General features: G+C 68.3%; 27 protein-coding genes. 15 read left to right on the top strand and 12 right to left on the bottom strand.

What is annotated here, in order from left to right:
- Positions 1–49 precede the first annotated feature (49 nt).
- Positions 50–1,681 carry an acyl-CoA synthetase gene (locus Y710_RS02970; protein ID WP_062366251.1) on the bottom strand — a complete coding sequence of 544 codons (1,632 nt, stop codon included), beginning with the start codon at positions 1,679–1,681 and terminating at the stop codon, positions 50–52.
- Positions 1,682–1,741: 60 nt separating this feature from the next.
- Between Y710_RS02970 and Y710_RS02965 the strand changes: the two genes are divergently transcribed.
- The 3 genes from Y710_RS02965 to Y710_RS02955 all read left to right on the top strand — a co-directional run bounded on the left by Y710_RS02965 (position 1,742) and on the right by Y710_RS02955 (position 4,089).
- Positions 1,742–2,560, top strand: a complete 819-nt coding sequence (locus tag Y710_RS02965; protein ID WP_006894224.1) for a crotonase/enoyl-CoA hydratase family protein — start codon at positions 1,742–1,744, stop codon at positions 2,558–2,560.
- A gap of 47 nt (positions 2,561–2,607) precedes the next feature.
- Positions 2,608–3,495 (top strand): class I SAM-dependent methyltransferase, encoded by an 888-nt coding sequence (locus Y710_RS02960; RefSeq protein ID WP_062366248.1) that lies wholly within the window; start codon positions 2,608–2,610, stop codon positions 3,493–3,495.
- A 102-nt stretch (positions 3,496–3,597) separates the two neighbouring features.
- Positions 3,598–4,089 carry a hypothetical protein gene (locus Y710_RS02955; protein ID WP_006894222.1) on the top strand — a complete coding sequence of 164 codons (492 nt, stop codon included), beginning with the start codon at positions 3,598–3,600 and terminating at the stop codon, positions 4,087–4,089.
- Between the two features lie 19 nt (positions 4,090–4,108).
- Here Y710_RS02955 and Y710_RS02950 read toward each other — a convergent pair whose 3' ends face one another.
- Positions 4,109–5,143: an LLM class F420-dependent oxidoreductase gene (locus tag Y710_RS02950; RefSeq protein ID WP_062366246.1), complete on the bottom strand. Its 1,035-nt coding sequence runs from the start codon at positions 5,141–5,143 to the stop codon at positions 4,109–4,111.
- A 58-nt stretch (positions 5,144–5,201) separates the two neighbouring features.
- On the opposite strand from Y710_RS02950, the gene Y710_RS02945 reads away from it, so the two are divergent.
- From Y710_RS02945 to Y710_RS02935, 3 genes are read left to right on the top strand one after another with little or no spacing between them, the layout of a single operon-like run.
- A complete protein-coding gene (locus Y710_RS02945) occupies positions 5,202–6,215 on the top strand; it encodes a Zn-ribbon domain-containing OB-fold protein (RefSeq protein ID WP_231650079.1) in 1,014 nt (337 codons plus the stop codon).
- A gap of 19 nt (positions 6,216–6,234) precedes the next feature.
- Positions 6,235–7,278, top strand: a complete 1,044-nt coding sequence (locus Y710_RS02940) for a thiolase domain-containing protein (protein ID WP_062366244.1) — start codon at positions 6,235–6,237, stop codon at positions 7,276–7,278.
- Entirely contained in the window at positions 7,278–8,447 is a 1,170-nt protein-coding gene (locus tag Y710_RS02935) for a thiolase domain-containing protein (RefSeq protein WP_006894216.1), read from the top strand. Before Y710_RS02940 ends, Y710_RS02935 begins: the two co-directional genes overlap by 1 nt.
- 16 nt (positions 8,448–8,463) lie before the next feature.
- Here the strand turns inward: Y710_RS02935 and Y710_RS02930 are convergent, their stop codons facing one another.
- A complete protein-coding gene (locus Y710_RS02930) occupies positions 8,464–8,799 on the bottom strand; it encodes a winged helix-turn-helix transcriptional regulator (protein WP_006894215.1) in 336 nt (111 codons plus the stop codon).
- A gap of 116 nt (positions 8,800–8,915) precedes the next feature.
- On the opposite strand from Y710_RS02930, the gene Y710_RS02925 reads away from it, so the two are divergent.
- Entirely contained in the window at positions 8,916–9,368 is a 453-nt protein-coding gene (locus Y710_RS02925; protein ID WP_062366242.1) for a DoxX family protein, read from the top strand.
- A 508-nt stretch (positions 9,369–9,876) separates the two neighbouring features.
- Here the strand turns inward: Y710_RS02925 and Y710_RS02920 are convergent.
- Positions 9,877–10,326: a nuclear transport factor 2 family protein gene (locus Y710_RS02920; protein ID WP_006894212.1), complete on the bottom strand. Its 450-nt coding sequence runs from the start codon at positions 10,324–10,326 to the stop codon at positions 9,877–9,879.
- Positions 10,323–11,549 carry a cytochrome P450 gene (locus tag Y710_RS02915; protein WP_197462903.1) on the bottom strand — a complete coding sequence of 409 codons (1,227 nt, stop codon included), beginning with the start codon at positions 11,547–11,549 and terminating at the stop codon, positions 10,323–10,325. The genes Y710_RS02920 and Y710_RS02915 overlap by 4 nt, the downstream gene beginning before the upstream one ends.
- Positions 11,550–11,749: 200 nt before the next feature.
- Between Y710_RS02915 and Y710_RS02910 the strand changes: the two genes are divergently transcribed.
- Together Y710_RS02910 and Y710_RS02905 are read left to right on the top strand one after the other, a co-directional pair.
- Complete coding sequence (locus Y710_RS02910; RefSeq protein ID WP_006894210.1) at positions 11,750–12,913, top strand: steroid 3-ketoacyl-CoA thiolase; 1,164 nt, start codon at positions 11,750–11,752, stop codon at positions 12,911–12,913.
- Between the two features lies 1 nt (position 12,914).
- The gene (locus tag Y710_RS02905; protein WP_062366238.1) at positions 12,915–13,394 is read left to right on the top strand and encodes a nitroreductase family deazaflavin-dependent oxidoreductase; all 480 of its coding nucleotides are present in this window, start codon (positions 12,915–12,917) and stop codon (positions 13,392–13,394) included.
- 4 nt (positions 13,395–13,398) lie between these two features.
- Here the strand turns inward: Y710_RS02905 and Y710_RS02900 are convergent, their stop codons facing one another.
- Together Y710_RS02900 and fadD8 are read right to left on the bottom strand one after the other, a co-directional pair.
- Positions 13,399–14,523, bottom strand: coding sequence for a lactonase family protein (locus tag Y710_RS02900; RefSeq protein WP_062366236.1), 1,125 nt, complete (start codon positions 14,521–14,523; stop codon positions 13,399–13,401).
- Positions 14,524–14,645: 122 nt separating this feature from the next.
- Positions 14,646–16,250 carry a fatty-acid--CoA ligase FadD8 gene (gene fadD8 / locus Y710_RS02895; RefSeq protein WP_006894207.1) on the bottom strand — a complete coding sequence of 535 codons (1,605 nt, stop codon included), beginning with the start codon at positions 16,248–16,250 and terminating at the stop codon, positions 14,646–14,648.
- Positions 16,251–16,439: 189 nt separating this feature from the next.
- Here fadD8 and Y710_RS02890 point away from each other — a divergent pair, with 189 nt between their 5' ends.
- A complete protein-coding gene (locus Y710_RS02890; RefSeq protein WP_006894206.1) occupies positions 16,440–17,096 on the top strand; it encodes a GNAT family N-acetyltransferase in 657 nt (218 codons plus the stop codon).
- 19 nt (positions 17,097–17,115) lie between these two features.
- Here Y710_RS02890 and Y710_RS02885 read toward each other — a convergent pair whose 3' ends face one another.
- A complete protein-coding gene (locus tag Y710_RS02885) occupies positions 17,116–17,700 on the bottom strand; it encodes a TetR/AcrR family transcriptional regulator (RefSeq protein ID WP_062366235.1) in 585 nt (194 codons plus the stop codon).
- Positions 17,701–17,791: 91 nt separating this feature from the next.
- Here Y710_RS02885 and Y710_RS02880 point away from each other — a divergent pair, with 91 nt between their 5' ends.
- On the top strand, positions 17,792–18,673 hold the full coding sequence (locus Y710_RS02880; protein WP_062366233.1) for an oxygenase MpaB family protein: 882 nt from the start codon (positions 17,792–17,794) through the stop codon (positions 18,671–18,673).
- Between the two features lie 22 nt (positions 18,674–18,695).
- Here Y710_RS02880 and Y710_RS02875 read toward each other — a convergent pair whose 3' ends face one another.
- Genes Y710_RS02875 through Y710_RS02865 form a run of 3 tightly spaced genes read right to left on the bottom strand, consistent with a single transcriptional unit; the run spans position 18,696 to position 21,247 of the window.
- Positions 18,696–19,505, bottom strand: a complete 810-nt coding sequence (locus Y710_RS02875) for a crotonase/enoyl-CoA hydratase family protein (protein WP_006894202.1) — start codon at positions 19,503–19,505, stop codon at positions 18,696–18,698.
- Positions 19,506–19,517: 12 nt separating this feature from the next.
- The gene (locus Y710_RS02870; protein WP_062366230.1) at positions 19,518–20,414 is read right to left on the bottom strand and encodes an SDR family oxidoreductase; all 897 of its coding nucleotides are present in this window, start codon (positions 20,412–20,414) and stop codon (positions 19,518–19,520) included.
- A 53-nt stretch (positions 20,415–20,467) separates the two neighbouring features.
- Positions 20,468–21,247, bottom strand: coding sequence for an SDR family oxidoreductase (locus tag Y710_RS02865; protein WP_006894200.1), 780 nt, complete (start codon positions 21,245–21,247; stop codon positions 20,468–20,470).
- A gap of 79 nt (positions 21,248–21,326) precedes the next feature.
- On the opposite strand from Y710_RS02865, the gene echA20 reads away from it, so the two are divergent.
- From echA20 to Y710_RS02845, 4 genes are read left to right on the top strand one after another with little or no spacing between them, the layout of a single operon-like run.
- Positions 21,327–22,088, top strand: coding sequence for a (7aS)-7a-methyl-1,5-dioxo-2,3,5,6,7,7a-hexahydro-1H-indene-carboxyl-CoA hydrolase (echA20, locus tag Y710_RS02860; RefSeq protein WP_006894199.1), 762 nt, complete (start codon positions 21,327–21,329; stop codon positions 22,086–22,088).
- Positions 22,089–22,094: 6 nt separating this feature from the next.
- On the top strand, positions 22,095–22,991 hold the full coding sequence (locus Y710_RS02855) for a CoA transferase subunit A (RefSeq protein ID WP_006894198.1): 897 nt from the start codon (positions 22,095–22,097) through the stop codon (positions 22,989–22,991).
- Positions 22,988–23,755: a CoA-transferase subunit beta gene (locus Y710_RS02850; protein ID WP_006894197.1), complete on the top strand. Its 768-nt coding sequence runs from the start codon at positions 22,988–22,990 to the stop codon at positions 23,753–23,755. The genes Y710_RS02855 and Y710_RS02850 overlap by 4 nt, the downstream gene beginning before the upstream one ends.
- Positions 23,752–24,855, top strand: a complete 1,104-nt coding sequence (locus Y710_RS02845) for an NAD(P)H-dependent flavin oxidoreductase (protein WP_006894196.1) — start codon at positions 23,752–23,754, stop codon at positions 24,853–24,855. Before Y710_RS02850 ends, Y710_RS02845 begins: the two co-directional genes overlap by 4 nt.
- 77 nt (positions 24,856–24,932) lie before the next feature.
- Here Y710_RS02845 and Y710_RS02840 read toward each other — a convergent pair whose 3' ends face one another.
- The gene (locus Y710_RS02840) at positions 24,933–25,622 is read right to left on the bottom strand and encodes a hypothetical protein (RefSeq protein WP_006894195.1); all 690 of its coding nucleotides are present in this window, start codon (positions 25,620–25,622) and stop codon (positions 24,933–24,935) included.
- Between the last annotated feature and the right edge of the window lie 3 nt (positions 25,623–25,625).

Here is a 25,625-nt window from a genome sequence, read left to right as displayed (position 1 = left end):
GGAGATGGTCGTAGAGGCGATGGTCGTAGAAGGGATGGGAGTCACGGGTTCAGAGAGCGTGGTCGGCTTCGCGGGAGCCGGTCACCTCGCGCGCCCACCGATAGTCGGGTTTGCCCGCGGGTGAGCGCTTCACCTCGTCGACGAACCAGACGCTCCGCGGGCACTTGTACCCCGCGAGTTCGGCGCGGACGGCCTCGTTGAGGGTCACCAGGTCCGGCCGGACCCCGTCGCGGGTCTGCAGCACGGCCGCGACCCGCTGACCGAAGCGATCGTCCGCCACGCCCACCACGACTGCGTCGAAGACGTCCGGATGACCCTTGAGCGCGGCCTCGACCTCCTCGGGGAAGACCTTCTCGCCGCCGGTGTTGATCGACATCGACCCGCGGCCGAGCATCGTGATCGTGCCGTCGGCCTCGATGGTCGCGAAGTCGCCCGGCATGGAGTAGCGGACACCGTCGTAGACGACGAAGGTCTCGGCCGATTTGACCGGATCGTTGTGGTAGCGCAGCGGAATGTGACCCGACCGCGCCAGGCGCCCCACCTCTCCGCTGCCCGGCTCCAGACGGCGACCGTCCTCGGCGAGGACGTGAGCGCTCGGGTCGGCCTTCACCGTCGGCGCACCGACCCGGCTCTGACCCTTCACCGCCACTCCCATGCCGCCGAAGCCGGTCTCCGACGATCCGATCGCGTCGACGATGACCGCGTTCGGCAGACGCTCCAGGTAGCGGTCCTTGATCGACGCCGAGAACAGGGCCGCGGACGAGGCCACCGACACCACCGTCGAGGTGTCGTAGCCACCCTTCTCGAGTTCTTCGATCATCGGCCGGCCCATCGCGTCACCGGTGATGAACACGACGTTCACACCGTGCCGTTGCACCGCCTTCCACACCTCGGCGGCGTCGAAATCCGGGTAGACCACCGCCTTCCCGCCGGCGAACAGGGACTGGAACACCGCCCACTGGCTGCCGCCGTGGATGAACGGCGGAATCGGGAAGCGCACCAGCTGGCCGCCCTGCGATCCGGTCCGCGCGTGCTCCCATTCGTCCTCGACAGGCCGTCCGGTGTACCAGTCGATCCCGCCCCCGAGCACCCGCCACACGTCCTCCTGACGCCAGACGACGCCCTTCGGCTTTCCCGTCGTGCCGCCCGTGTAGAGCAGGTAGAGATCGTCGTCCGACCGCTCCTCGAAGTCCCGTTCCGACGACGACTCGGCGATCGCCGCCTCGTATCCGACGACCGCGACGCCGGCCGCGTCCGAACACTCGGCAGGCGCGTCGGATCCGTCTTCGACGACGATGCGCGCGGTGATGTCGGTGGTCGCATTCGATAACACGTTGCAGACCTTCGCGGCGTACTGGCGCTCATGGATCAGCACCGTCATCTGCGAATCGGTGAAGATGTGCTTCAGCTCGTTCTCCACGTAGCGGTAGTTGACGTTCACCATCACTGCCCGCGCCTTGAAGATCGCGATCATCGACTCGACTGCTTCGATGGTGTTTCTGCTGTACAGGCCCACCGCGTCGCCGGGTGCCACGCCGAGCGACCGCAGCCGGTGCGCCAGCGCGTTGGCCCGGCGATCGAGCTCGGCGTAGGTCAGCGAGCGGTCGCCCGATTCCAGCGCCACGCGGTCGGGCATGAGGTCCACGGCGTGCTCGAAGAGGTCCGCGACAGTGAAGGCCATGCATCAAAACTAGAACGTGTTACTGTTCGCGGCAAGGAAAACGTCGGGCCAGGAGGAAACATGTCCCCAGAAAGCGCTGCCGCCACCACCGCCGCCGCACCGGAGTGCCTCGTCGAGAAGCGCGGCCACGTGCTGATCGTGACGATGAACCGACCCGAGGCGCGCAACGCACTGTCGGGTCCGATGATGCGGATCATGGAGCAGGCGTGGGACCAGGTGGACGACGATCCGGACATCCGGGTCGCGATCCTGACCGGAGCGGGCGGCTACTTCTGCGCGGGCGCCGACCTCAAGGCCATGAACCAGTCGGCACCGGGCGACTCCTTCGCGAAAGGCGGATGGGACCTCACGCGGCTCCCCGCACTGCTCAAGGGACGTCGGCTGTCGAAGCCGTTGATCGCCGCGGTCGAGGGCCCGGCGATCGCCGGCGGAACCGAGATCCTCCAGGGCACCGACATCCGCGTCGCCGCCGAGAGCGCGAAGTTCGGCGTCTCCGAAGCCAAGTGGGGCCTGTTCCCGCTCGGCGGCAGCGCCGTCCGGCTGGTCCGCCAGATCCCCTACACCGTGGCGGCCGACATCCTCCTGACCGGCCGTCACATCACCGCCGCCGAGGCCAAGGAGTACGGACTCGTGGGCCACGTGGTTCCGGACGGCACGGCGCTGGACAAGGCTCTCGAGATCGCCGACCAGATCGCGGCCAACGGCCCGCTCGCAGTCCAGGCCATCCTCAAGACCATTCGCGACAGCGAGGGCCTGCACGAGGAGGAGGCCTTCAAGATCGACGCCGAACTCGGCGCCAAGGTCTTCGCGTCCAAGGACGCCAAGATCGGCCCGCGCGCCTTCGCCAACCGCGAGAAGCCGGTGTTCACCGGCGAGTAGGAGCGGCTGCGTTGCCCATCGGTCCGTCCCGGCCTACGGTCGTTGCCATGCCGAAAGCGAGCCGCACCGCCGTCCTGGTCTGCCAGGCGCGCGCCGTCGCGGACGGGCGCATCGCGATCGGACGGTTCAGCGATCCCATCGCCATCGACCTGCTCGACGACGACGAGCGCAGAGAGGTCGAGACGGCACGCGGGCCGGCCCCGAGACACTGGCGCGACCGTCCGGCCTATGAACTGCTGACGGCGACCGTGGAGATCCTGGCGGCGCGCACCGTCGCGATCGACGACGCCGTGCGCCAGCGGCGGCACAGCCAACTCGTCGTCCTCGGAGCGGGCCTGGACGCCCGGGCCTGGCGGATGCGAAAGCTGCCGCAGACCACCGTCTTCGAGGTGGACCGCCCCGCATCGCAGGCCGACAAGCGCAGGCGCGTCCGGAATCTGGAGCCGGTCACCGAGGAACTCACCTTCGTCCCGGTCGAGTTCGGCACCGACAGTCTCACCGGCGCCCTGGAATCAGCCGGCCATCGCTCCGAACTCCCCACCACGTGGATCTGGGAGGGCGTGCTGCCGTATCTCACGACGGACCAGGTCCGTGCCACCCTCGCGGACGTCGCCGAACGCTCGGCTCCGGGATCTCAGCTGATAGCGACCTATCCGCAACGCCACACGGTGAGCCGTCCGGCGCACTATGCGCTCAAGACGGTCTTCGCGATCGCCGGGCGGCCCGATCCGATGGGCGAGGAACGCCATGTCTCGGCCTGGAGACCGGCGGCGATGCGCGACCTGCTGGAGGATTTCGGGTTCACCGTCGTCTCCGATCGCGATCTGAAATCGATCGCCGACGACGTCGGCGTCCGGACTCGGCACCCGCGCAGACTGGCGAACGGCCACGTCGTGGTGGCCGAGGTCTCGTTCCCGTCCGACCGCGAGACCTGACGCCCGGGGCTCACCGATTCTGTGATCCGGCTAACAGATCGCCCCCTCGGCGTCGACATACCGGGTACGAAGCCACGCGACGAGCCCGCCGAGGAGAAGCTCATGCCCACCCTGCCGACACATCGTCGTTCACTCCGGACCCGTGTCCTCGCCGCGGCGGTCGCCGCCGCTGCCGTCGTCTCGTCGCTTCTCGCCGGAGCGGGAAGCGCCGGCGCCGTGACACGCGAGTACCCGCTCCACGGCTGCCTCAACGTCAGTCCGAACATCGTCGACATGCCCTACCGGCCCTTCCGCGCGATCGTCTCCGAGTACGCCGGGACCACGTATATCCAGATCGACTACGGCAGCCTCTGGATCGGGGTCGGATACGACTCGGTGGCCCGCCTGGACTGGCACAACCTGCAGACCGGGCGGAAGGGCACGATGATCGACCACAGCCAGGTGCGGCCGCCGAACACCGGGGTGCACAACTTCAGCCTCCCCCGCAGCACCTTCGGGCCCGGCAGAGTGCAGTTGCGGCTGAGCACGGTGAACCGCAACGCACTCTGGGCGATACCCGCGCGCAGCTGCGGCGGCGTGGTGGTCGCGCCCTGAACCGCTCGCCGCTGCGTCGCTAGACCAGTTCGCCGAGTGCTCGCACGGTCTGCACATCGCGCGCGGTCACCATCAGCGTGGTGACCCCTGCGGCCTCCCACAACCCGATCTGTTCGCGCACCTCGTCGGCGGTGCCGACCAGCATCGTCTCGCGGACCATCTCGTCGGGCACCGCAGCCAGAGCCTCCTCCTTGCGGCCGGACCGGAACAGCCGGCCGATGTCGTCGACCGCCTGGCCGTACCCCATACGCCGATAGAGGTCGGCGTGAAAGTTCTTCTCCGCCGCCCCCATCCCGCCGACGTAGAGCGCGGTCGACGGCCGATAGCGGTCGATCGCCGCGGCGACGTCGTCGGTGATCACACACTGAACGGTCGCCGAGATCTCGAAGTCGGCACGCGATCGGCGCGCGCCGGGACGGGCGAAGCCCTCGTCGAGCCACTCGTCGTACATGCCCGCGAGCCGCGGCGTGTAGAAGATCGCGAGCCAGCCGTCGGCGATCTCGGCGGTCTGCGCGACGTTCTTGGGACCTTCGGCTCCCAGCCAGATCGGGATGTCCGCGCGCAGCGGATGGGTGATCGGCTTGAGCGACTTCCCCAGACCGGTGACCCCCTCGCCCTCCCGCCGCGGCAGCGGGTAGTGGGGTCCGTCGCTGACCACGGCGCCCTCGCGCGCCAGCACGTCGCGGACGATCCGCACGTATTCGCGGGTGCGCGCCAACGGCTTGCCGAACGACTGCCCGTACCAGCCCTCCACCACCTGCGGCCCGGAGACGCCGAGACCGATGATGTGCCTGCCGCCCGAGAGATGGTCGAGGGTCAAGGCCGCCATGGCCAGGGTGGTGGGCGGCCGGGCCGACAGCTGGGCCACCGCCGTGCCGAGCCGCAGGGTCGCGGTGGCCGCTCCCCACCAGGCCAGCGGGGTGTACGCATCCGATCCCCAGGACTCCGCGGTGAACACCGAGTCGAATCCCGACTCCTCCGCGGCCACCAACATCTCCGGGACGCCCAGCGGCGGTTGCGCACTCCAATACCCCAGATGTAGGCCAAGTTTCACGCGAGAACCCTTCCGTCGAACCCTTGCGACACATACTAGAACGTGTTCTACTTTGGTGGTGTCCAATAGTGCAACCCACCCGACTCCCGAGGTGCAGGTCCCCGCACCCGAGTCACGAATCCTGTCCGCGAAGCTGACCAACACCTTCGCCTACACACGCTCGCTCGGACCGGTCCTGTCGCAGTTCGCCCTCGCCCTGCGCGACGGCCGCATCGTCGGAAGCCGCGGCTCCGACGGCCGCGTCACGGTTCCTCCCGCCGAGTTCGACCCCTCCTCCGGGGAGCCGACGACCTCGCTTGTGGAGGTCGCGCCGGTCGGCACGGTCGAGAGCTGGTCCTGGCAGCCGGAGCCGCTCGACGGCCAGATCCTCGACCGGCCGTTCGCCTTCGCCCTCATCAGGCTCGACGGCGCCGACACCGCGCTGCTGCACGTGGTGGACGCCGACGAGCCGTCGCAGATGAGCGTCGGCGCACGCGTCCACGCCGTGTGGCATGCGGCGCGCAGCGGAGCGATCACCGACATCGCCCACTTCAGCCTGGGTGAGACACCGGAGACCGCACCGGAGGCGACCGGCGAGATGATCGTCGACGACGCGGGCGACGTCATCATCACCACGCCGATCACCACCGACATCATGCATTCGGCCGCGGAGTCCGAGAGCTGGTACCTCGAGGGCCTCAAGGCAGGCCGTCTCATCGGCGGTCGGGTGCGTACCGGCGAGGTGTACTTCCCACCCCGGTACGTGAGCCCGGCCGACGGCAGCCCGACCGTCGAGCGGGTGGAGCTGCCCGACACCGGCACCGTCACCACTTTCTGCATCGTGAACGTGCCCTTCCTGGGGCAGCAGATCAAGCCGCCCTACGTCGCCGCCTACGTTCTGCTCGACGGCGCCGACATCCCGTTCCTGCACCTGATCCTCGACTGCCCCGCGGAAGAGGTACGCATGGGCATGCGGGTCAAGGCCGTATGGCGTCCCGAGGCCGAATGGGACTACACCATGCGCAATATCAGCCACTTCGCCCCGAGCGGCGAACCGGACGCCGACTTCGACGCGTACCGGAATCACCTCTGAGCGGGAAGGAGCTATTCACATGAGCAACAGCACACTCCCGCGCATCGCAGTCGTGGGATTCGCGCACAGTACCAACGACCCCGCATCGACCGGCACCACCAACGGCGTCGAGATGCTGATCCCCTGTTTCCAGAAGCTGTACGCCGATCTGGGCATCAGCCGCACCGACATCGACTTCTGGTGCAGTGGATCGTCGGACTACCTGGCCGGCCGCGCGTTCTCCTTCATCTCCGCGATCGACGCCATCGGCGCCGTTCCGCCGATCAACGAGTCGCACGTCGAGATGGACGGAGCCTGGGCTCTGTACGAGGCGTGGGTCAAGATCGCGACCGGCGAGGTCGACATCGCACTGGCCTACGGATTCGGCAAGGCCTCGGCCGGCGACTCCGACCGTACGCTCGCGATGCAGACCGACCCCTACACGGTGGCTCCGCTGTGGCCGGACGCCCGGTCGCTCGCGGGCCTGCAGGCTCGCGCAGGCCTGGAGTCGGGCGCCTGGACCGAGGCCGACATGGCGGCGGTCGCCGCGCGCACCACCGGAGCCTCGGTCGAGGAACTGCTGGCCGCCGACTACGTCGCCGATCCGCTACGCGCTCACGACATCGCGCCGTACGCCGATGCCGGTGCCGCCGTGGTGTTGGCCTCCGAGGCCCGCGCCCGTGAGCTGGTCGCGAACCCGGCGTGGGTGACCGGCTGGGATCACCGCATCGACACACCCAATTTCGGTGCACGCGACCTGACGCGGTCGCCGTCCACCGAACTCGCCGCGAACACCGCGTTCGGCGACCGCTCGCGCGATGTGGACGTCGCCGAGATCCACGCCACCTACACGCATCAGGAACTGATCGTCGCGCGCGAACTCGGGCTCGGCGCCCGCACCAGAATCAACCCGTCGGGCGGCGCCCTGACCGGAAACGCCCTGTTCTCCGTGGGTCTTCAGCGCATCGGCTACGCCGCGCACGAGATCCTCGCGGGCAACGCGCGCACCGCGGTCGCTCACGCGACCAGCGGACCGCTGTTGCAGCAGAACATGGTCGTCACACTCGCAGGAGGAGAGAACTGATGGGCCGCAATCGCGTCGCCGTCCTCGGAACCGGCCAGACCAAGTACGTCGCCAAGCGCACCGACGTGACGATGGCGGGCATGGTCCGCGAGGCGATCGACCGTGCACTCGCCGACGCCCACGTCTCGATCGACGACATCGACGCCATCGTGATCGGCAAGGCACCCGATCTCTTCGAGGGCTCGATGATGCCGGAGCTGGCGATGGCCGAGGCCATCGGCGCGGTCGGCAAACGACTGATCCGCGTGCACACCGCGGGCTCGGTGGGAGCGTCCACCGCGATCGTGGGCTCCTCCCTGGTCAGCAGCGGCGTCCACGGACGCGTGCTGGCCGTCTCCTGGGAGAAGCAGTCGGAGTCGAACGCCATGTGGGCGCTCTCGATCCCGGTGCCGTTCACGATGCCGGTCGGTGCCGGCGCGGGCGGATTCTTCGCCCCGCACGTGCGCGCCTACATCAACAATTCGAAGGCGCCGGCGCACATCGGCGCGATGGTCGCCGCCAAGGACCGCCGCAACGGCGCGAAGAATCCGCTCGCGCATCTGCACCAGCCCGATATCACCGTCGAGAAGGTGATGGCCTCGCAGATGCTGTGGGATCCGATCCGTTTCGACGAGACGTGCCCGTCGTCCGACGGAGCGTGCGCGGTGGTGCTCGGCGACGAGCGATCCGCGGACGATGCGATCGCCGAAGGACGCCCCGTGGCGTGGGTGCACGCGACCGCCATGCGCACCGAGCCGCTCTCGTACTCGCACCGCAATGTGGTCAGCCCGCAGGCCGGACGCGACGCCTCGGCCGCGCTGTGGAAGGCCGCCGGGATCACCAATCCGCTGGAAGAGGTGGACACGGCCGAGATCTACGTGCCCTTCTCCTGGTTCGAGCCGATGTGGCTGGAGAACCTCGGCTTCATGCCGGAGTACGAGGGCTGGAAGCTCACCGAGGCGGGAGAGACCGAGATCGGCGGGAAGCTCCCCGTCAACGCGTCCGGCGGCGTGCTGTCGTCGAACCCGATCGGCGCCTCGGGCATGATCCGGTGCGCTGAGGCTGCGATCCAGGTGATGGGCAAGGGCGGCGATCACCAGGTGCCCGATGTCCGCAAGGCCTTCGGCCACGCCTATGGCGGCGGCTCACAGTACTTCTCGATGTGGCTTCTCGGCGCGGACAAGCCCTAGCCGCGCCGCGCGGGCGTCAGACGTACGCCTGCGCGGGCATGTTGTTCTGAACAGCCTCCACCAGGGCGCGCACCGCGCGCGCCACCTCCACCCCGGAGTCGGTCAGCGAGTACTCCGGGTGCGACGGCCTCTCGTCGGACATCGTCCGCACGACGAGGCCGTCGTTCGTCAGCGTCTTCAACGTCTGCGTCAGCATCCGGTCGCTGATGCCCTCCACCTGCTCACGCAATTCACAGAAACGCTGCGGAACGGTCTTCAGCTTGCCCAGCACGAGAGCTCCCCAGCGGCCGGTGACGTGCGAGAACACCTCCCGGGACGGGCACTGCTTCGCGAAGACGTCGAACGGGATCATACCTCGATACTAGCCCTGACCTTTTGCGCTTACGAAAAGTAAGTGATTGAATTCCGGTGACCCCACACATCTCGGTGGGCGAGAACAGAACGATCCCACAAGGAGTCACCTCGACCATGACCTACTTCAAGCAGGGCCAGGGCCTGGCCGTCAGCATCGCCCGGATCATCCTCGGCGTCATCTTCTTCGCCCACGGCTGGCAGAAGTTCTTCACGTTCGGCATGGACGGAGTCAAGGCCAACTTCGAGATGATGGGCGCGCCGGTCCCCGGTGTGAGCGCCTGGCTCGCCGCGCTGGCCGAATTGATCGGAGGCGGCCTGCTGATCGTGGGCCTCGCGGTTCCGGTGGTGTCGGTGATCCTGATCGTCGACATGATCGGCGCGATCTTCATCGCCCACATCGACGCGGGTTTCTGGGCCTCGGACGGCGGTTACGAACTGGTCCTGGCCCTGATCGCCGGCCTGCTGGCCGTCGGTTTCGTCAAGCAGGGAGTGCTGGCCGTCGACACCCACCTCCTCAAGGCGGTCTCCGCGGACAAGGCCCCCGAGAAGGTCGGCGCCGACAGCTGAACGGCCGTTGATTCCAGCAGCGCATCGAGGCGGCCTCGATACGTCCTCGGCTAGCGCCTCGTCCTACTCGGCTACCCTGGGGCACCGCTAAGGCCAGTCGAGTAAGCGCAGGAGCGAAGCGACGAAGCGCATCGAGACGGCCCCGCGTCAGCCTCGATACGTCCTCGGCTAGCGCCTCGTCCTACTCGACTGCCCTGGGGGTCGCTCCGTCAAGCCAGCCGAGTAAGCGGGCCGTTCCGCCAGGGCAGTCGAGTAAGCGCAGGAGCGGAGCGACGGAGCGCATCGAGACGGACGTCGGCCTCGATACGTCCTCGGCTAGCGCCTCGTCCTACTCGACAGCCCTCGGGGGCACCGCTCAGGGCCAGTCGAGTAAGCGCAGGAGCGGAGCGACGGAGCGCATCGAGACGGACGCGGGTCCGTCGGGCGCAGCCGCGAGGCTCGACATGAAGAAGTCCCGGCGACCATCTCGGTCGCCGGGACTTCTTCGCCCGTTACTGCATCCGCAGACCTACTGGGGCCGGAACGACTTCATCGTCGCTTCGACCTCCCAGAACGCGCGGAGCGCCTCCAGGTCTCCGTTCTCGTCCGCCTTGTAAGTGAACACGCCTTCGGCCTCGGAGATGTGGCCGCCGATCCGGGTGACGATGGTGCCGATGTAGGCCACCTCGCGACCACAGATGATCTCCTTCTCGAACTGGAAGTCGATGCTCTCGGTCGGTGCGATCGCCTTGTCCCAGAACGCCGACAGCCCGTCGGCGCCACGATGACCCCGCCCTTCCTCGTCGAACATCGACGGGCCGACCGGATCCTCGACGGATCCGTTCGCGGCGAAGTTCGCCAGCCATGCCGCCTTGTCACGAGCTTCGACGGCCTCCCGCGAGCGCCGCCCGGCGAGTACCGCCGGATGGTTCGCGCGGTCGATGTTCAGATACGCGGGAGAGTTCTGGGTGTCGGTCAAGACTTCGTCCCATAATCGACCTGCAGTTCCTTGATGCCGTTGATCCAGCCGTGACGCAGCCGGCGCGGCTGCTCGAGCTTGGTGATGTCGGGCACCAGGTCGGCGAGCGCGTTGAACATCAGGTTGATCTCCATGCGAGCCAGGTTGGCGCCGATGCAGAAGTGCGTGCCGTTGCCGCCGAAGCCGACGTGCGGGTTCGGATCGCGCAGGATGTTGAACGTGAACGGATCCTCGAAGACGTCCTCGTCGTAGTTCGCCGAACCGTAGAACATGCCCACGCGCTGACCGGCCTTGATGTCGACGCCGCCGACCTGGGTGTCGTGCTTGGCCGTGCGCTGGAAGACGTTGACCGGAGTCGCCCACCGGACGATCTCGTCCACCGCCGTGGCCGGACGCTGCTTCTTGAACAGCTCCCACTGATCCGGGTTGTCCAGGAAGGCGTTCATACCGTGCGTGATGGCGTTGCGGGTGGTCTCGTTGCCCGCGACCGTCAGCAGGATGAAGAAGAAGCCGAACTCCGCCTCGGTGAGACCGTGACCGTCGATGTCGGCCTCGATCAGCTGCGTGACGATGTCGTCGGCCGGGCACTTCTTGCGCTCCTCGGCCATGTTGTAGCCGTAGCCGAGGATCTCCATGTTCGCGGTGAGCGGGTCCGTGGTGAACTCCGGGTCATCGGCGTTCATCATCGAGTTCGACCAGTCGAATAGCTTCATCCGGTCCACTTCGGGCACGCCGAGCAGATCGGCGATCGCCAGCAGAGGCAGGTCGACGGCGACCTGGTGGACGAAGTCGCCCTTGCCCTCGTCCGCGGCCTTCTGAACGATCTCTCGCGCGGCGGCGTCGAGCTTCTCCTCCAGCGCGTGGACCGCCTTCGGCGTGAACGCACGGGAGACCACCTTGCGCAGGCGCGTGTGCTCGGGCGGATCGTGGTTGATCAGCAGGGTCTTCGTGACCTCGAGCTGCTCCGGGTCCATGTCGTCCTCGAAGCGGATGATCACGCCGTTCTCGTTCGCCGACCAGTCGTCGGCGTTCTTCGAGATCTCACGGATGTGCTCGTGCTTGGTGACGGCCCAGTAGCCGCCGTCATGGAAGCCGCCGCCCTTGCCGGGCAGCTGAGCGTTCCACCACACCGGCGCGGTCTTGCGGAGCTCGGCGAACTCCTTGACGGGAATACCCTCGACCAGGAGGTCCGGGTTCGTGAAATCCCACCCCTCCTGATGCATGAACGGACACGTGCCGGACGCTTCAACGCTCTGCGCCTGAGTCACGTCATCACCTCAATTCTCTGGCCATGTTCTCCGGTCTCGATCGGAACGAGAACCCGTTACAATTTGCGTAACTCACACTCTGCCACACTGGATAGACGCGAACAAGAACTTGTTCTAGTTTTGACGGAGAAACGTTTCTCGAACAAGGAGTTGGCATGGGTGTACCGGTGATCGTCGAAGCGGTCCGTACTCCGATCGGCAAGCGCAACGGCTGGCTGTCGGGCCTGCATGCGGCGGAGATCCTCGGTGCGGCACAGCGCGGCGTCGTCGAACGCGCGGGAATCGATCCGGGCCTGGTGGAGCAAGTGGTCGGCGGCTGCGTCATGCAGGTCGGCGAGCAGGGCAACAATGTCACACGCACCGCATGGCTGCACTCGGGCCTACCGTGGCAGACCGGCGCCACCACCATCGACTGCCAGTGCGGATCCGCACAACAGGCCAATCACATGGTCGCCGGCCTGATCGCGACCGGCACCATCGACATCGGCATCGCTTGCGGCGTCGAATGCATGTCACATGTGCCGCTCGGCGCCAACGTCGGCACGGATGCGGGCCCCCGCCGCCCCGATTCGTGGGACATCGACATGCCCAACCAGTTCGACGCCGCCGAGCGGATCGCCAAGCGCCGGGGCATCACCCGCGCCGACGTCGACGCACTCGGGCTCGCCTCGCAGACCAAGGCCAAGCGTGCGTGGGACGAGGGCCGCTTCGACCGCGAGGTCCTCACGGTCAAGGCGCCCGAGCGCACCAAGGAGGGCGAGCTGACCGGTCAGATCCTCGAGGTGAACCGCGATCAGGGTCTGCGCGACACCACGGCCGAGTCGCTGAACGGACTCAAGGCGGTGATCGAGGGCGGCATCCACACCGCCGGCAACTCGTCGCAGATCTCCGACGGCGCGGCGGCCGTGCTGCTGATGGACGAGGACAAGGCCAAGGCCCTCGGCCTGCGTCCGCGGGCCCGGCTGGTGAGCCAGGCGCTCGTCGGAGCCGAACCGTACTACCACCTCGACGGACCCGTTCAGGCCACCGAACGAGTCCTCTCCCGCTCGGGGATGAATCTCAACGACATCGATCTGGTCGAGATCAACGAGGCCTTCGCCTCCGTCGTCCTCAGCTGGGCCCAGGTGCACGGTGCCGACATGGACAAGGTGAACGTCAACGGCGGCGCCATCGCCCTCGGGCACCCCGTGGGCAGCACCGGCTCCCGGCTGCTCACCACCGCGTTGCACGAACTCGAGCGCAGCGACCAGCAGACCGCGCTCGTCACGATGTGCGCCGGCGGCGCGCTGGCGACCGCGACCATCATCGAACGGATCTGATTTGGAGGCGAGCTCCCGACCGGCCCAACTCGATTCGCCGGTGGTCGCGCGGATCATCAGGATCGGTTCACGGCTCAACACCCGGCTGTACCGGCTCACGCGCGGACGGCTGGGCGGGACCTGGCGAGTCGGTGCCGCGCTGCGCCGCCCCACACCCGTCTGCCTGCTCACCACGACGGGGCGCAAGTCGGGACAGGAGCGCACCGTTCCGCTCCTGTTCCTGCGCGACGGCGAGTCGATCGTGCTCGTCGCCTCGCAGGGCGGACTGCCGAACAATCCGGCCTGGTACTACAACGTGCGCGATGAGCCGAACGTCCGGATCCAGATCGGCCGGGAAGAGCGCAACTATCTGGCGCGAATCGCGGGCGACGCCGAACGCGCCGAACTCTGGCCGCGGCTGGTCGAGATGTACGCGGACTTCGACACGTACGCCGCGTGGACCGACCGCGAGATCCCGGTCGTGATCTGCGAACCGGTGTGATCGCTCACGGCGTCATCGCGGCGATCGGGCCGTCGGACATGATCACGCCGGTGTCCACCTCCGGTCGGGACGTCCGGGAGAGCGACCCGTCGGCCCCGATCCGATAGGTGGTCACCCTCGAGGTCAGCCGTGCGGTCAGCACGTCGATGTCGTACAGGTAGCGCCCGTTCGGGTGCAGGAGCACCTGCCCGGGGAGGGTTCCGGCCGGCCCCGGGTAGGGCGAGCCCGCGATCGGCGTCAGCCGCCCGTCGGCGTGGGCGTTGTACGCGGCGATCGATGTGCCGACCGCGTTCGGGACGTACAGGCGCTTGCCGTCCGGCGTCATGACGATGCCGTGCGGGACGCCTCCGGTGGGGTACGGAGACCCCGGTGTCCGTGTCACGGAGCCGTCGTCGCCGATGCGGAATCCCGACAGTCCCATGGAGAACTCGTCGCTGACGTACAGGAACCGACCGTCGGGCGAGTAACCGGGGGCGACCGGCCCGAGCCCCACCTGCGTCACACCGAGACGGCGGATGCCGCCGCCCGGGCCGAGGGCGTAATTCGTCATCGTGTTGCCGATGTAGCTGACCACGCGCATCCGGGTGCCGCTCGGGTCGATGCCGCCCATACCGACCATGCTGAACCCGTCGACCGGCGCGGTCGGCTTCCCCGTCGCGATCAGCGCACCGCTGCCGGTGACGCGATACGACGTCACCCGGCCGGGGACGCCGCCGAGAACCACGTACAGATACTTGCCGTCGGGCGTGAGCCGGGCGGCCGTCGGCGCGCCGCCCACCTTCACATCGGCACCCGGGATCGGAGTGAGCCGGCCGCTGCCGGAGATCCGGTAACCGCTGACCCCGCCATCGAGTGCGTGCGGAACGTAGACCTTCTCTCCATCCGGACTCACCACGAGCGACAGCACCCCGAGACCGGTGGCGAAGGGGCTGCCCGGGACCGGGGTGAGTGCACCGTCGTCGTGCACGCGCAGGACGCTGATACCCTGGGACGCGGTACCCGCGGTCAGCAGGAAGCGCGGATGCGGGGTGCCGGCGTGTGCCGTGCCCGGCGCCCCGGCGGTCAGCAGGACGAGGCCGGTGAGAAGAGCCGTCAGCCGGACGCGGACACCGTTCGGGAGAATAGCCATGTCAGGACTTTCGCTGTCGGTGGCCCCGAGAGGCGAGGCCGGTTCGGGCTCATCGTCTCCCGGCCTGCGACGCCGGAACTGTCACGATTCCTGCACACTCGCCCGGCTCCTGTCCCGCCGAACTATCCGACGGCGCGGCCGGCACCCTCCCAGAACTGCGCGCGCAGGGCCTTCTTGTCCGGCTTGCCGAGCGCCGTCAACGGCAGCGATTCGGCGAACACGACCTGTTTGGGCGCCTGCACCGCACCCTTGCGTTCCTTGACCGCGGCCTGGATGTCCGCGGCGATCTGCGTCTGCGCCGCGTCCCCGGCATCGGCGTCGGGGCGCAGGACCACCACCGCGGTCACCGCCTCTCCCCATTTCTCATCGGGCACGCCGATCACCCCGACCTGTGCGACCGCGGGATGCTCGGCGACCACGTCCTCCACCTCGCGGGGGAACACGTTGAATCCGCCGGAGACGATCATGTCCTTGGTGCGGTCGACGATGAACCAGAAGCCGTCCTCGTCCTCGCGGGCGACGTCGCCGGTGTGCAGCCAGCCGTCGACGAAGGTCTCGGCGGTCTGCTCGGGCAGCCCGAGATAACCGCCGGCCAGCAGCGGACCGGACACGCAGATCTCACCCGGCTCACCCCGCGCCACGCGGTTGCCCTCCGAATCGAGCAGGGCCGTGCGCAGGAACGCCGACGGGCGTCCGCAACTGCCGAGGCGGGCCTTGTCGTGTTCGTCTTTGCGCAGGTAGCTGATGACCATCGGCGCCTCGGACTGGCCGTAGTACTGCGCGAAGATCGGCCCGAACCGCTCGATCGCCTCCGCCAGCCGGACCGGATTCATCGGCGACGCGCCGTAATAGACGGTTTCAAGGGACGAGAGATCGCGGGTGCGGGAGTCCGGGTGGTCCATCAGGGCGTACAGCATCGACGGCACGAGCATGGTGGCGGTGATCCGCTCCCGCTCGATGGTCTCGAGGACCAGCGCCGGATCGAACTTGCTCAGGACCAGCATCGTGCCGCCCTTGATGAGGGTGGGCACGAAGAAGGCCGCGCCCGCATGCGAGAGCGGAGTGCACATCAGGAACTTCGGCCGCTCGGGCCATTCCCACTCGGCCAGCTGGATCTGCGTCATCGTCGACATCGCGCGGGCGGTCCCGATGACGCCCTTGGGCTTTCCGGTGGTGCCGCCGGTGTAGGTGATCGAGACGACGTGGTCGGGATCGAGCACCGCGGCGGTCAACTCTCGGACGGGGTACTCCTGAGCGGCGGCGACGATGTCCACGCCGATGTCGGTGAGCTCAGCGGGCACCGGGCCGAGAGTGAGGACCCGGGTGAGCCCGTCGACCCGCTTCACCAGTTCCACCGCTCGCTCGACGAACATCGGATTCGGATCGATGACCAGCGTCGACACGCCGGCGTCCGCGAGGACGTAGGCGTGATCGTCGAGCGACCCGAGCGGGTGCAGCGCCGTTCGGCGCCAGCCCTGCGTCTGGCCCGCTCCGATCACGAACAGCACCTCGGGGCGGTTCAGTGCGAGCAGCCCGACGGCGGTTCCCGTGCCTGCACCGGCCGCCTCGAAGGCCTGGATGTAGCGACTGATCTGGTCGGCCATCTCACCGCCGGTGAGTTCGGCGTCGCCGAGCTTCAGAACCGGCTTGTCCCGGTGACGGCGCAGGGCCGCGACCATCAGGTCGCCGAGGTGGACGGGGTTGCGCAGCGCGTCGGCCGCAGTCATTTCGGATCCCATGTGCGCAAATACTAGAACGTGTTCTAGCTGACTGGAAGCACTCGATCGAAAACTGTTGCCGCACAGACTCTCTCGAGACGTCTCCGATTCGGGATCCCGTCACGAAAAGAGCGCCGAGATCGCGACCGGCGAAAAGAAGTCCAACCGTTCGGCCGGGATCGGACCTAGTATCGAGATATGACGGATCTGGACCAGGCAGCAACCCGACGAGACATCACCGACGCGCTGTTGACCGCGATGGAGCGGCGGCACGAGGTACTCGACGCGATCGTCGACGCAGAGGATCGCGATGCCGCGGCGACTGCGATCGCCGACCTTCTCGGCAAGTCGAAACTGGGCGCGGAAGCGGTCCTGAACATGTCCTTCTACCAGCTCACCAAGACCGAGCGGCGCCACAACCAGGCCGAACTCGACAATCTCAACGAGGAGATCACCTTCACGCTCGCCGAGCGGCCGGCGAGTTCGGGCGACAGCCTCGACCTCCGTCCCTTCTCCGCCGACGACGACGCCGATCTGTTCGCCGAACGCACCGCCGAACAGGGTGTCGCAGGCGACGGGTCGGGCGCGCCGGCCGGGGACGTCGCAGACGAGATCACCAAGGGCGTCGACCGCGTCGACGCCGAAGACGCCGTCTGGCTGGTGGCCGTGGAAGGCGACCAGAAGGTGGGCATCGTCTTCGGCGAGCTGAACGACGGAGAGGTCGACGTCCGCATCTGGATTCGCCCGGAATCACGCAAGCGCGGCTACGGCACTGCGGCGCTGCGCAAGTCGCGCTCGGAGATGGCAGCGCTGTTCCCCGGCGTCCCGATGGTCGTGCGGGCCCCCAGCGCCTGACGCGGCACCCTGCAGACCCTCAGGCGGGCCCGGTCCACGACGGACCGGGCCCGTCGCCCATTGCGCCGGCCAGCATGGACTCGAAACCGAACCGCAGCGCGTCCAGCGAATCGACCGTCCCCATCTGGTAGCCGATGAGCAGGTACATGGCCACCTGCGCGAACTTCTCCGCCCTGTCGGCGTCACCGATGACCTCGGCCGACGTCTCGCGAATCACCTCCGCGCGCTCCCGGTCGACCTCCGCCAAGTGCGCCAGCACCCCGGAATCGTGGGTCGACCAGACCCGGATCGCCGCTTCGGAGGCACGGTCGAGCCCGAGGCCGACGCCGATCAGGAAGTCGATCCGCTCCCTGGGGTCGTCGACGGCGATCGCGTCTCCGATCGGTCTGCGGCTGTGTTCCTCTCGCCAGTAGTCGATCAGCGCCGACTTGTACTCGGCCCAGTCCGCGAAGGCGTGATAGAAGCTGCCCGTCGTCGTGCCGGCGACCCGGCAGACCTGCGCCAGTTTGAGACCGGCGTGCCCGTGCTCCCCCAGCACCTCCAGGCCCGCGTCCAGAAACCGCCTGCGCGCATGCTCGGACGGCACCGATTGCTTCTTCACCATGCGAACCCGCCTCCCGCACCTGCGACGTGACCCCTTGCACAAAACTATAACTCAACTTACAGTGAGCTCACCGACAGGCAGGAGCCGACCGATGACACTCAAGACGCCGGTCCAGACACCGTCCCGGACCGCGGGCATGGATCCGGAGACCGAGTTCCACGAGATCTACCGTGCCCTGGCCACGTACGAGTTCCCCTGGGACATCAATCAAGCGCTGAGCTTCGCCCTGTTCCGGACGTACGCGGTCCCGAGCATCGGCGACCTCCTCGACCGGACCGGCGAGTTCCGCGACCGACCGCAGAAGCGGTACGACGACACCGCCGTCCTGCTCGAGGTGCCGCTCCTGAAAGGCTTCGACAGCACCGACGGCAGGGCCGCGATTCGCCGGATCAACCAGATGCACAAGATGTTCGAGATCAGCAACGACGACATGCGGTACGTACTGTCCACCTTCGTCGTCGTGCCGGTCCGCTGGATCGCCGATTACGGCAGACGCCCGCTCACCGACGACGAGATCCGCGCGACCGTGCTGTACTACCGGCAACTCGGCAGACACATGGCGATCAAGGACGTACCGGAGACCTACGAGGAGTTCGCAGCTCTGATGGACTCGTACGAAGCCGCCCACTACCGGTCCGGCGGCACCGCGGGCGTCCGCCGCACCGGCGACGCGACGATCGACCTGTTCAAGACCTTCTACCCGGCGCCGCTGCGACCGTTGATCGGCGCCTTCAGTCTGTCGGTGATGGACGACGCACTGCTCGACGCCTTCGGCTACCGGCGTCCGCCCGCCGCGCTGCGGTTCGCGTCGAGGGCAGGCCTCCGAATCCGGGGCCGGCTGGTCTCACTGCTGCCCCGGCGTCGGCGGCCGCGACATGTTCACGATCTGCCCCGGATCAAGAGCTATCCGAACGGCTTCGACATCGAGCGGATGGGCACCTTCGCACCGCCCGGATGCCCGGTCAGGCACTGATCGGACCGCCGATACCCGAGACCTACTCTCCGCGCCAGACCGGTTCGCGCTTCTCGGCGAACGCGCGCGGTCCCTCCCTCGCGTCAGCGGAGGCGAGGACCGTGAGCCCGGCCTCCTGATTGACGGCCCAGGGCTCTTCGGCGCCCCATTCGGGGTCCCACTCCGACCGGCCCTGATGTGTCCGGTAGACGGCGCGTTTGCTGAGCTGTACCGCCAGCGGTGCGTTGGCCGCTATCCGGTGCGCCAACGCGAGCGCGGTGTCCAGGACCTCGGCGGCCGGGACGACGCGGTTGACCAGTCCCCACTCGCAGGCGGTCGCGGCGTCGACCCCGTCGCCGGTGAGGATCATCTCCAGGGCCCGCTTGAGCGGAAGCTGCCGCGCCAGCCGGATCACACCGCCGCCACCGGCGATCAGTCCGCGTTTCACCTCGGGCAGTCCGAAGACCGCGGAGTCGGCGGCGACCACGAGATCGCAGGCGAGAGCGAGTTCGGTCCCGCCGCCGAGCGCCGTTCCGTTGACCGCCGCGATGAGCGGCTTGTCGGTCCAGTGCCGCACCAGCCCCGCCAGCCCCCACTCCGGATGGGTGTCGTCGATGATCGGCTCACCGCGTGCGACGGCCTTGAGGTCGGCCCCCGCGCAGAAGGCTCGGCCCGCTCCGGTGAGCACCACCGCCCGCACCGCGCGATCGGCGGAGGCCCTCTCCAGCGCCTCCCCCAGCCCGGTCGCGACTGCCCCGTCGATCGCGTTCAGCGCCTCGGGCCGGTTCAGCGTCACCACGGCGACGCCGTCGCACGCTTCGTAGCGGACCGATCCCTCCGCGGTCTCAGACATCTGCGAGCCCTCTCAGCGGGCGCCGTATGCCTTGACTTGGACCGGTGAAGCGTCGATCAGCTCGGCGACCACCGGAGTCAGCTCCGCGACGTCCCAGCGCGCGCCCTTGTCGCGCGAGGCCGCACGCTGCCAGCCGTCGAGCACCGTGACGCGGCCGCCCTCGACCTCGAAGAGCCGCCCGGTGACGGAGGCCGACGCCGGCGAGCCCAGCCACACCACCAGCGGCGAGATGTTCGCGGGATCCATCGCGTCGAAGGAGCCGTCCTCCGGCGCCGCCATCTGCGCGGCCATCGCCTCGCCCGCACCCATCGTCATCTGAGTGCGTGCGGCCGGGGCGATGCCGTTGACGGTGACCCCGTATCCGCCGAGTTCGGCGGCCGCTTGAATCGTCAGTTCGGCGATGGCGGCCTTGGCGGCGGCGTAGTTGCCCTGCCCCACCGAGCCGAAGATGCCGGCTCCCGAGCTGGTGTTGATGATCCGGGCCTGCACGCGTTCACCGGCTTTGGCCTGGGCGCGCCAGTGCGCTCCGGCATGACGCAGCATCACGAAGTGCCCCTTGAGGTGCACGCGGACCACCGAATCCCACTCGTCCTCACTCAGCGAGAGCAGCATCCGGTCCCGCAGGAATCCCGCGTTGTTGACCAGCGCGTCGAGACGGCCGAAGGCATCGATCGCAGTCGCGACGATCGCGGCGCCGGTGTCCCAGTCGGCGACGTCGCCCACCGCCGCGACGGCCTCGCCGCCGGCCGCCCTGATCTCGTCGACGACGGCCGCGGCCGATTCCGCCGCGTAGTCGTTGACCACCACCTTGGTGCCGTCGGCGGCGAAAGCGTGCGCGTGTGCGCGCCCGATCCCTTGGCCGGCACCGGTGACGATGACGACGCGGCCCTCATTGGTCTTGTTGCTCAATGCTCTTCACTCTCTCTCGGAAGTCTGCGGCGGTTACCCGACCGTCGCGGTTCTCAGGCGTCGTTGCCGGCGTTCGCGGCGGACAGGAAGGCCGGCTTCTCGCCGCCGCCGTGGACGGTGACGGTGGAACCGGTGATGTACTGCGACAGCGGCGACAGCAGAAAAGCCACCGCGTTGCCGATGTCGGCGGGCCGGGCCATGCGGCCCATCGGGATGGTGGCGCCGACGGCGGCCACCCCCGCCTCGTCGCCGAAGTGCAGATGCGCCAGCTCGGTCTGCACCGGGCCGCAGACCACCGAGTTGACCCGCACCGACGGCGCCCATTCGACGGCGAGCGTCTCGGTGAGATTGTCCAGACCGGCCTTCGCCGCACCGTAGGCGGCGGTGCCCGGGGACGGCCGGTGCCCGCTGACGCTCGACACGTTGACGATGGCGCCGCCGCCGTCCTGGGTCGACATCACTCGGTGCGCGGCGCGCGCGACGATCAGCGGCGCGACGAGATTGAGTTCGACGATCTTCCGGGAGAAGTTGTCGGAGGCATCCGCGGCCGGCGCGAACGGCGAGCCGCCCGCGTTGTTCACCACGCCGTCGAGCCTGCCGTGCGCGGCGACGATCTGCTCGATCATCGAGGCCACCGCATCACCGTCGCGGACGTCGCAGGGATAGAACTCGCGGTCGTCGTCGCCCGGGCGTCTAGCGCAGACGACGGGCGTGGCGCCGAGGTCGTCTAGCACTTGCGCGATTCCCGCGCCCACCCCGCGGACACCGCCGGTGATCAGGACGATTCTCCCTGCCAGCCCCAGATTCACCGGGCCGTGCACTGCTTCGGTCATGGTGCTACTGTAACAAACAACCAAGCATTTGCTTGGGTGGCTCGTCAGAGCCTCACCCAGCCCAGACAAAGGAGTCGGTGTGCCGATCACCACCGCCCGCGCCGAATCCGGCATCGTCACCGTGACGGTCGACTTTCCGCCGGTCAACGCGCTGCCCAGCGCCGCATGGTTCGAACTCGCCGACGCGATCAGCGCCGCGGGCGCCGATCCGGAGACCTCCGTGGTCATCCTGCGAGCAGAGGGACGCGGCTTCAATGCGGGCGTCGACATCAAAGAGATGCAGCAGACCACCGGTTTCGGTGCCCTGATCGACGCCAACCGCGGGTGCGCTGCGGCGTTCTCCGCCGTGTACGACTGCGAGGTCCCGGTGATCGTCGCGGTCAACGGCTTCTGCGTGGGCGGCGGCATCGGCCTGGTCGGCAACGCCGACGTGATCGTCGCCTCCGACGACGCCGTCTTCGGCCTGCCGGAGGTCGATCGCGGTGCGCTCGGCGCGGCCACGCATCTGGCACGCCTGGTGCCGCAGCACCTCATGCGAACGCTGTACTACACCGCGCAGAACGTGACCGCGCAGCAGCTGGTGCAGTTCGGCTCCTGCTACAAGGCCGTCCCACGAGAGGAACTGCTGGAGACCGCGCTCGAGGTCGCCCGTCTGATCGACGCCAAGGACACGCGTGTCATCCGGGCGGCCAAGGCTGCGATCAACGGTATCGATCCGGTGGACGTCAAGACCAGCTATCTGCTCGAGCAGCGCTACACGTACGAACTGAATCTGGCCGGAGTGGCCGACGAGCACCGCGACGCGTTCGTCGAGACCGGTAAGACACTGAAGGGGAACTGACACCGAATGGCCACCAAGACTGACAAGACGTCGAGCCTCGACGACGTGGTCGCCGAACTGCGCGACGGCATGACGATCGGCATCGGCGGCTGGGGCTCCCGGCGCAAGCCGATGGCGCTGGTCCGCGCCATCGCCCGCTCGGATGTGAAGGATCTGACCGTGGTGACCTACGGCGGCGCCGACCTCGGGCTGCTGTGCGCGGCGGGCAAGGTGAAACGCGCGTACTACGGCTTCGTCTCCCTCGACGCCGCACCGTTCTACGATCCCTGGTTCGCCAAGGCGCGTCTGTCCGGCGCCATCGAGGCCCGCGAGATGGACGAGGGCATGGTCAAGTGCGGCCTGGAGGCCGCCGCCGCACGCCTGCCCTTCCTGCCCATCCGCGCCGGACTCGGCTCCGCCGTCCCCGATTTCTGGGAAGGCGAGCTCAAAACCGTCGAATCCCCGTATCCGGATGCCGACGGACGCACCCAGACTCTCATCGCGATGCCCGCGCTCGAGCTCGACGCGGCATTCGTCCACCTCGACATCGCCGATCCTCACGGGAACGCCGCCTACACCGGAGTCGATCCGTACTTCGACGATCTGTACCTGGCCGCGGCGCGGCGCCGCTATCTGGAAGCCGACCAGGTGGTCCCCACCGAGGAACTGGTGGACTCCGTCGCCCGCGAACGTCTTCTGATCAACCGGATGAACGTCGACCGCGTGGTCCACACCCCGAACGGCGCACACTTCACCTTCGCGGGCGGATACGGCCGCGACAACGCGTTCCTGAAGCACTACGCGACCTCTGCGGCAGACGACGAGAGCTGGTCGGCGTTCAAGACCCGCTTCCTCGACGTCGACGAGGCCGGATACCAGACCGAGGTCGCCAAGTGGCAGGCCGAGCAGGAGGAAGCCAAGTGAGCAGTCCCGAGACCACCGCTGTCATCACCCGCGCCGAGTACTGCGTCGCGGCGTGTGCCGACATCTTCACCGGCGCGGGCGAGATCATGGCGTCGCCGATGGCCACCACTCCGCTGATCGGCGCCCGGCTGGCGCGACTGACCACCGAACCCGATCTGCTCATCACCGACGGCGAAGCGCTCATCCTGGCCGACACACCCGCGGTGGGCCAGTCGGGTCCGGTGGAAGGGTGGATGCCCTTCCGCAAGGTGTTCGACGTGGTCGCCTCCGGCCGGCGGCACGTGGTGATGGGCGCCAACCAGATCGACCGCTACGGAAACCAGAACCTCTCGGCGTTCGGTCCGCTGCAGCAGCCGACTCGCCAGATGTTCGGCGTGCGCGGCGCTCCCGGCAACACCATCAACCACCCGACCAGCTACTGGGTCGGGAACCATACGGCTCGGGTGTTCCCGGAGCGGGTCGACATCGTCTCCGGCGTCGGCTTCGACAAGGTGGACGAGCGCAATCCCGCCTTCGACGATCTGAACATCCACCGAGTGGTCACCAACCTCGGCGTTTTCGACTTCCGCGGACCCGGCCACACCATGCGGGCCCTGTCGCTGCATCCGGGCGTGACGCCGGAGGCGGTCGCCGACGCCACCGGCTTCCCGGTGGCCGACCTCGAATCGGCCCCGGCCACCGCGGACCCGACCGACGAACAGTTGCGGATCATCCGCGAGGTCCTCGACCCCAGGAATCTCCGCGACCGCGAGGTCCGGTCGTGACCGCGCCTCACAACGGACCGGCGCCCGCGGCTCCGCTGTCGACTCGCTTCACCGAACTGGTCGGCATCGACTATCCGATCGTGCAGACCGGCATGGGCTGGGTCTCCGGACCGTCACTGACGGCCGCCACCGCCGAAGCCGGCGGACTGGGCATCCTCGCATCGGCGACGATGACCTACGACGAACTCGAGTTCGCGATCAAGAAGACCAAGTCGCTGACCGACAAGCCCTTCGGGGTCAACCTGCGCGCGGACGCGACCGATGCGGCCGAGCGCGTGGATCTGATGATCCGCGAAGGCGTGAAGGTCGCCTCGTTCGCGCTGGCTCCGAAGAAGGAGCTGATCGCGAAGCTGAAGGACAACGGCCTGGTGGTGGTGCCGTCGATCGGCGCCGCCAAGCACGCGGTGAAGGTCGCGTCATGGGGCGCCGACGCCGTCATCGTGCAGGGCGGCGAGGGCGGCGGCCACACCGGCGGCGTGGCGACCACGCTGCTGCTGCCGTCGGTGATCGACGCCCTCGGCGGCGGCGACGGGCCGACGTCGATCCCGGTGATCGCCGCCGGCGGCTTCTTCGACGGTCGCGGTCTGGTGGCCGCACTCGCCTACGGCGCCGAAGGCATAGCGATGGGCACCCGGTTCCTCCTGACCAGTGACTCCGCCGTCCCGGACAGCGTCAAGCGCGAATACCTCAAACGCGGACTGAACGACACGGTGGTGTCGCTCAAGGTGGACGGCATGCCGCACCGCGTGCTGCGGACCGAGCTCGTCAACGCCCTCGAAAGCGGTTCCCGCGCGAAGGCGCTGCTGGCCGCGGCGCGCAACGCCAACGAGTTCAAGCAGCTCACCGGTATGAAGTGGACCACCATGCTGCGCGACGGTGCGTCGATGAAGAAGTCGGGCGAGCGGACCTGGCAGCAGATCATCATGGCAGGCAACACCCCGATGCTGCTCAAGGCCGGATTGGTCGACGGCAACACCGACGCCGGCGTGCTCGCGTCCGGCCAGGTGGTCGGCATGATCGACGATCTGCCGTCCTGCGCGGAACTGATCACCTCGATCATGACGCAAGCGCACGCGCGCCTGGCCGCGCTTCCCCGCTGAGCGTCTCCCACGCTCCGCAGACAACGAATCGGCCCCGGCACTCTCTCGAGTGTCGGGGCCGTTTCGGCGGACCGGAACTACTTCTCGGTCGGCGCAGCCTTCTTGGCGGGCGCGGCCTTCTTGGCCGGGGTGGCCTTCTTGGCCGGAGCCGGCTTGCGCGCGGCAGCGGTGCTCACCTTCTTGGCGGCGGCATCGGCGTCGGCCTTGGCCTTGGTGCCGGCCTTCTCGATGTCCGCCGCGGTCTCCTGCAGCTTCTCGGAGACCTCGTCGGCGGCGACAGCCGCATCCTCGACGCGGTCGGCGGCGCGGCCGGCGAGTGCGGCAGCGCGCTCGCCCACGGCACGGGTCTGGGTCGAGACGGCGCCCAGGGCGTCCTCGGTCAGGTCGACGGCGTCGTTGTAGACCTTCTCGACGCGAGCCAGGTTCTCCTCGACGTACGGGGTCTGGCGAAGACGCTCCACGGCGCTCTCGCCGCGCTCGGCGAGCGAGTTGTACAGGCCGGTGGTGGCCTCGATGTAGGGCTCGGCGACCTTGCGCAGTTCGTCAGCGGTCAGCTTGGCGCGCAGTTCCTCGATCGACGGGAACTCGGTCGGCAGATCGGTGATCCGGCTACGGGTCTCGTCCAGGCGGCTCTGGGTGCGCTCGCGCGAGGCCTGGGCGCGGTTCTTCAGCTCGGCGAGGGCGTCCTTGACTTCCTGGACGGCGACGTCGCCGGCGCCGACGACGGCGTAGACCGGGGTGGGCAGAGTACGTTCGGCGGTGCTCATGGC

The sequence above is a fragment of the Gordonia sp. QH-12 genome (assembly GCF_001578675.1).
GTDB classification, from domain to species: domain Bacteria; phylum Actinomycetota; class Actinomycetes; order Mycobacteriales; family Mycobacteriaceae; genus Gordonia; species Gordonia sihwensis.
This window is presented reverse-complemented; position numbering and strand designations above follow the sequence as displayed.

What these genes read in the sequence shown, in the direction of transcription:
- Y710_RS02970 (WP_062366251.1), bottom strand. Translation starts at nt 1,681, where the DNA reads ATGGCCTTCACTGTCGCGGACCTCTTCGAGCACGCCGTGGACCTCATG.
- Y710_RS02965 (WP_006894224.1), top strand. Translation starts at nt 1,742, where the DNA reads ATGTCCCCAGAAAGCGCTGCCGCCACCACCGCCGCCGCACCGGAGTGC.
- Y710_RS02960 (WP_062366248.1), top strand. Translation starts at nt 2,608, where the DNA reads ATGCCGAAAGCGAGCCGCACCGCCGTCCTGGTCTGCCAGGCGCGCGCC.
- Y710_RS02955 (WP_006894222.1), top strand. Translation starts at nt 3,598, where the DNA reads ATGCCCACCCTGCCGACACATCGTCGTTCACTCCGGACCCGTGTCCTC.
- Y710_RS02940 (WP_062366244.1), top strand. Translation starts at nt 6,235, where the DNA reads ATGAGCAACAGCACACTCCCGCGCATCGCAGTCGTGGGATTCGCGCAC.
- Y710_RS02935 (WP_006894216.1), top strand. Translation starts at nt 7,278, where the DNA reads ATGGGCCGCAATCGCGTCGCCGTCCTCGGAACCGGCCAGACCAAGTAC.
- Y710_RS02930 (WP_006894215.1), bottom strand. Translation starts at nt 8,799, where the DNA reads ATGATCCCGTTCGACGTCTTCGCGAAGCAGTGCCCGTCCCGGGAGGTG.
- Y710_RS02925 (WP_062366242.1), top strand. Translation starts at nt 8,916, where the DNA reads ATGACCTACTTCAAGCAGGGCCAGGGCCTGGCCGTCAGCATCGCCCGG.
- Y710_RS02915 (WP_197462903.1), bottom strand. Translation starts at nt 11,549, where the DNA reads ATGCATCAGGAGGGGTGGGATTTCACGAACCCGGACCTCCTGGTCGAG.
- Y710_RS02910 (WP_006894210.1), top strand. Translation starts at nt 11,750, where the DNA reads ATGGGTGTACCGGTGATCGTCGAAGCGGTCCGTACTCCGATCGGCAAG.
- Y710_RS02900 (WP_062366236.1), bottom strand. Translation starts at nt 14,523, where the DNA reads ATGGCTATTCTCCCGAACGGTGTCCGCGTCCGGCTGACGGCTCTTCTC.
- fadD8 (WP_006894207.1), bottom strand. Translation starts at nt 16,250, where the DNA reads ATGACTGCGGCCGACGCGCTGCGCAACCCCGTCCACCTCGGCGACCTG.
- Y710_RS02890 (WP_006894206.1), top strand. Translation starts at nt 16,440, where the DNA reads ATGACGGATCTGGACCAGGCAGCAACCCGACGAGACATCACCGACGCG.
- Y710_RS02885 (WP_062366235.1), bottom strand. Translation starts at nt 17,700, where the DNA reads ATGGTGAAGAAGCAATCGGTGCCGTCCGAGCATGCGCGCAGGCGGTTT.
- Y710_RS02880 (WP_062366233.1), top strand. Translation starts at nt 17,792, where the DNA reads ATGACACTCAAGACGCCGGTCCAGACACCGTCCCGGACCGCGGGCATG.
- Y710_RS02875 (WP_006894202.1), bottom strand. Translation starts at nt 19,505, where the DNA reads ATGTCTGAGACCGCGGAGGGATCGGTCCGCTACGAAGCGTGCGACGGC.
- Y710_RS02865 (WP_006894200.1), bottom strand. Translation starts at nt 21,247, where the DNA reads ATGACCGAAGCAGTGCACGGCCCGGTGAATCTGGGGCTGGCAGGGAGA.
- Y710_RS02855 (WP_006894198.1), top strand. Translation starts at nt 22,095, where the DNA reads ATGGCCACCAAGACTGACAAGACGTCGAGCCTCGACGACGTGGTCGCC.
- Y710_RS02840 (WP_006894195.1), bottom strand. Translation starts at nt 25,622, where the DNA reads ATGAGCACCGCCGAACGTACTCTGCCCACCCCGGTCTACGCCGTCGTC.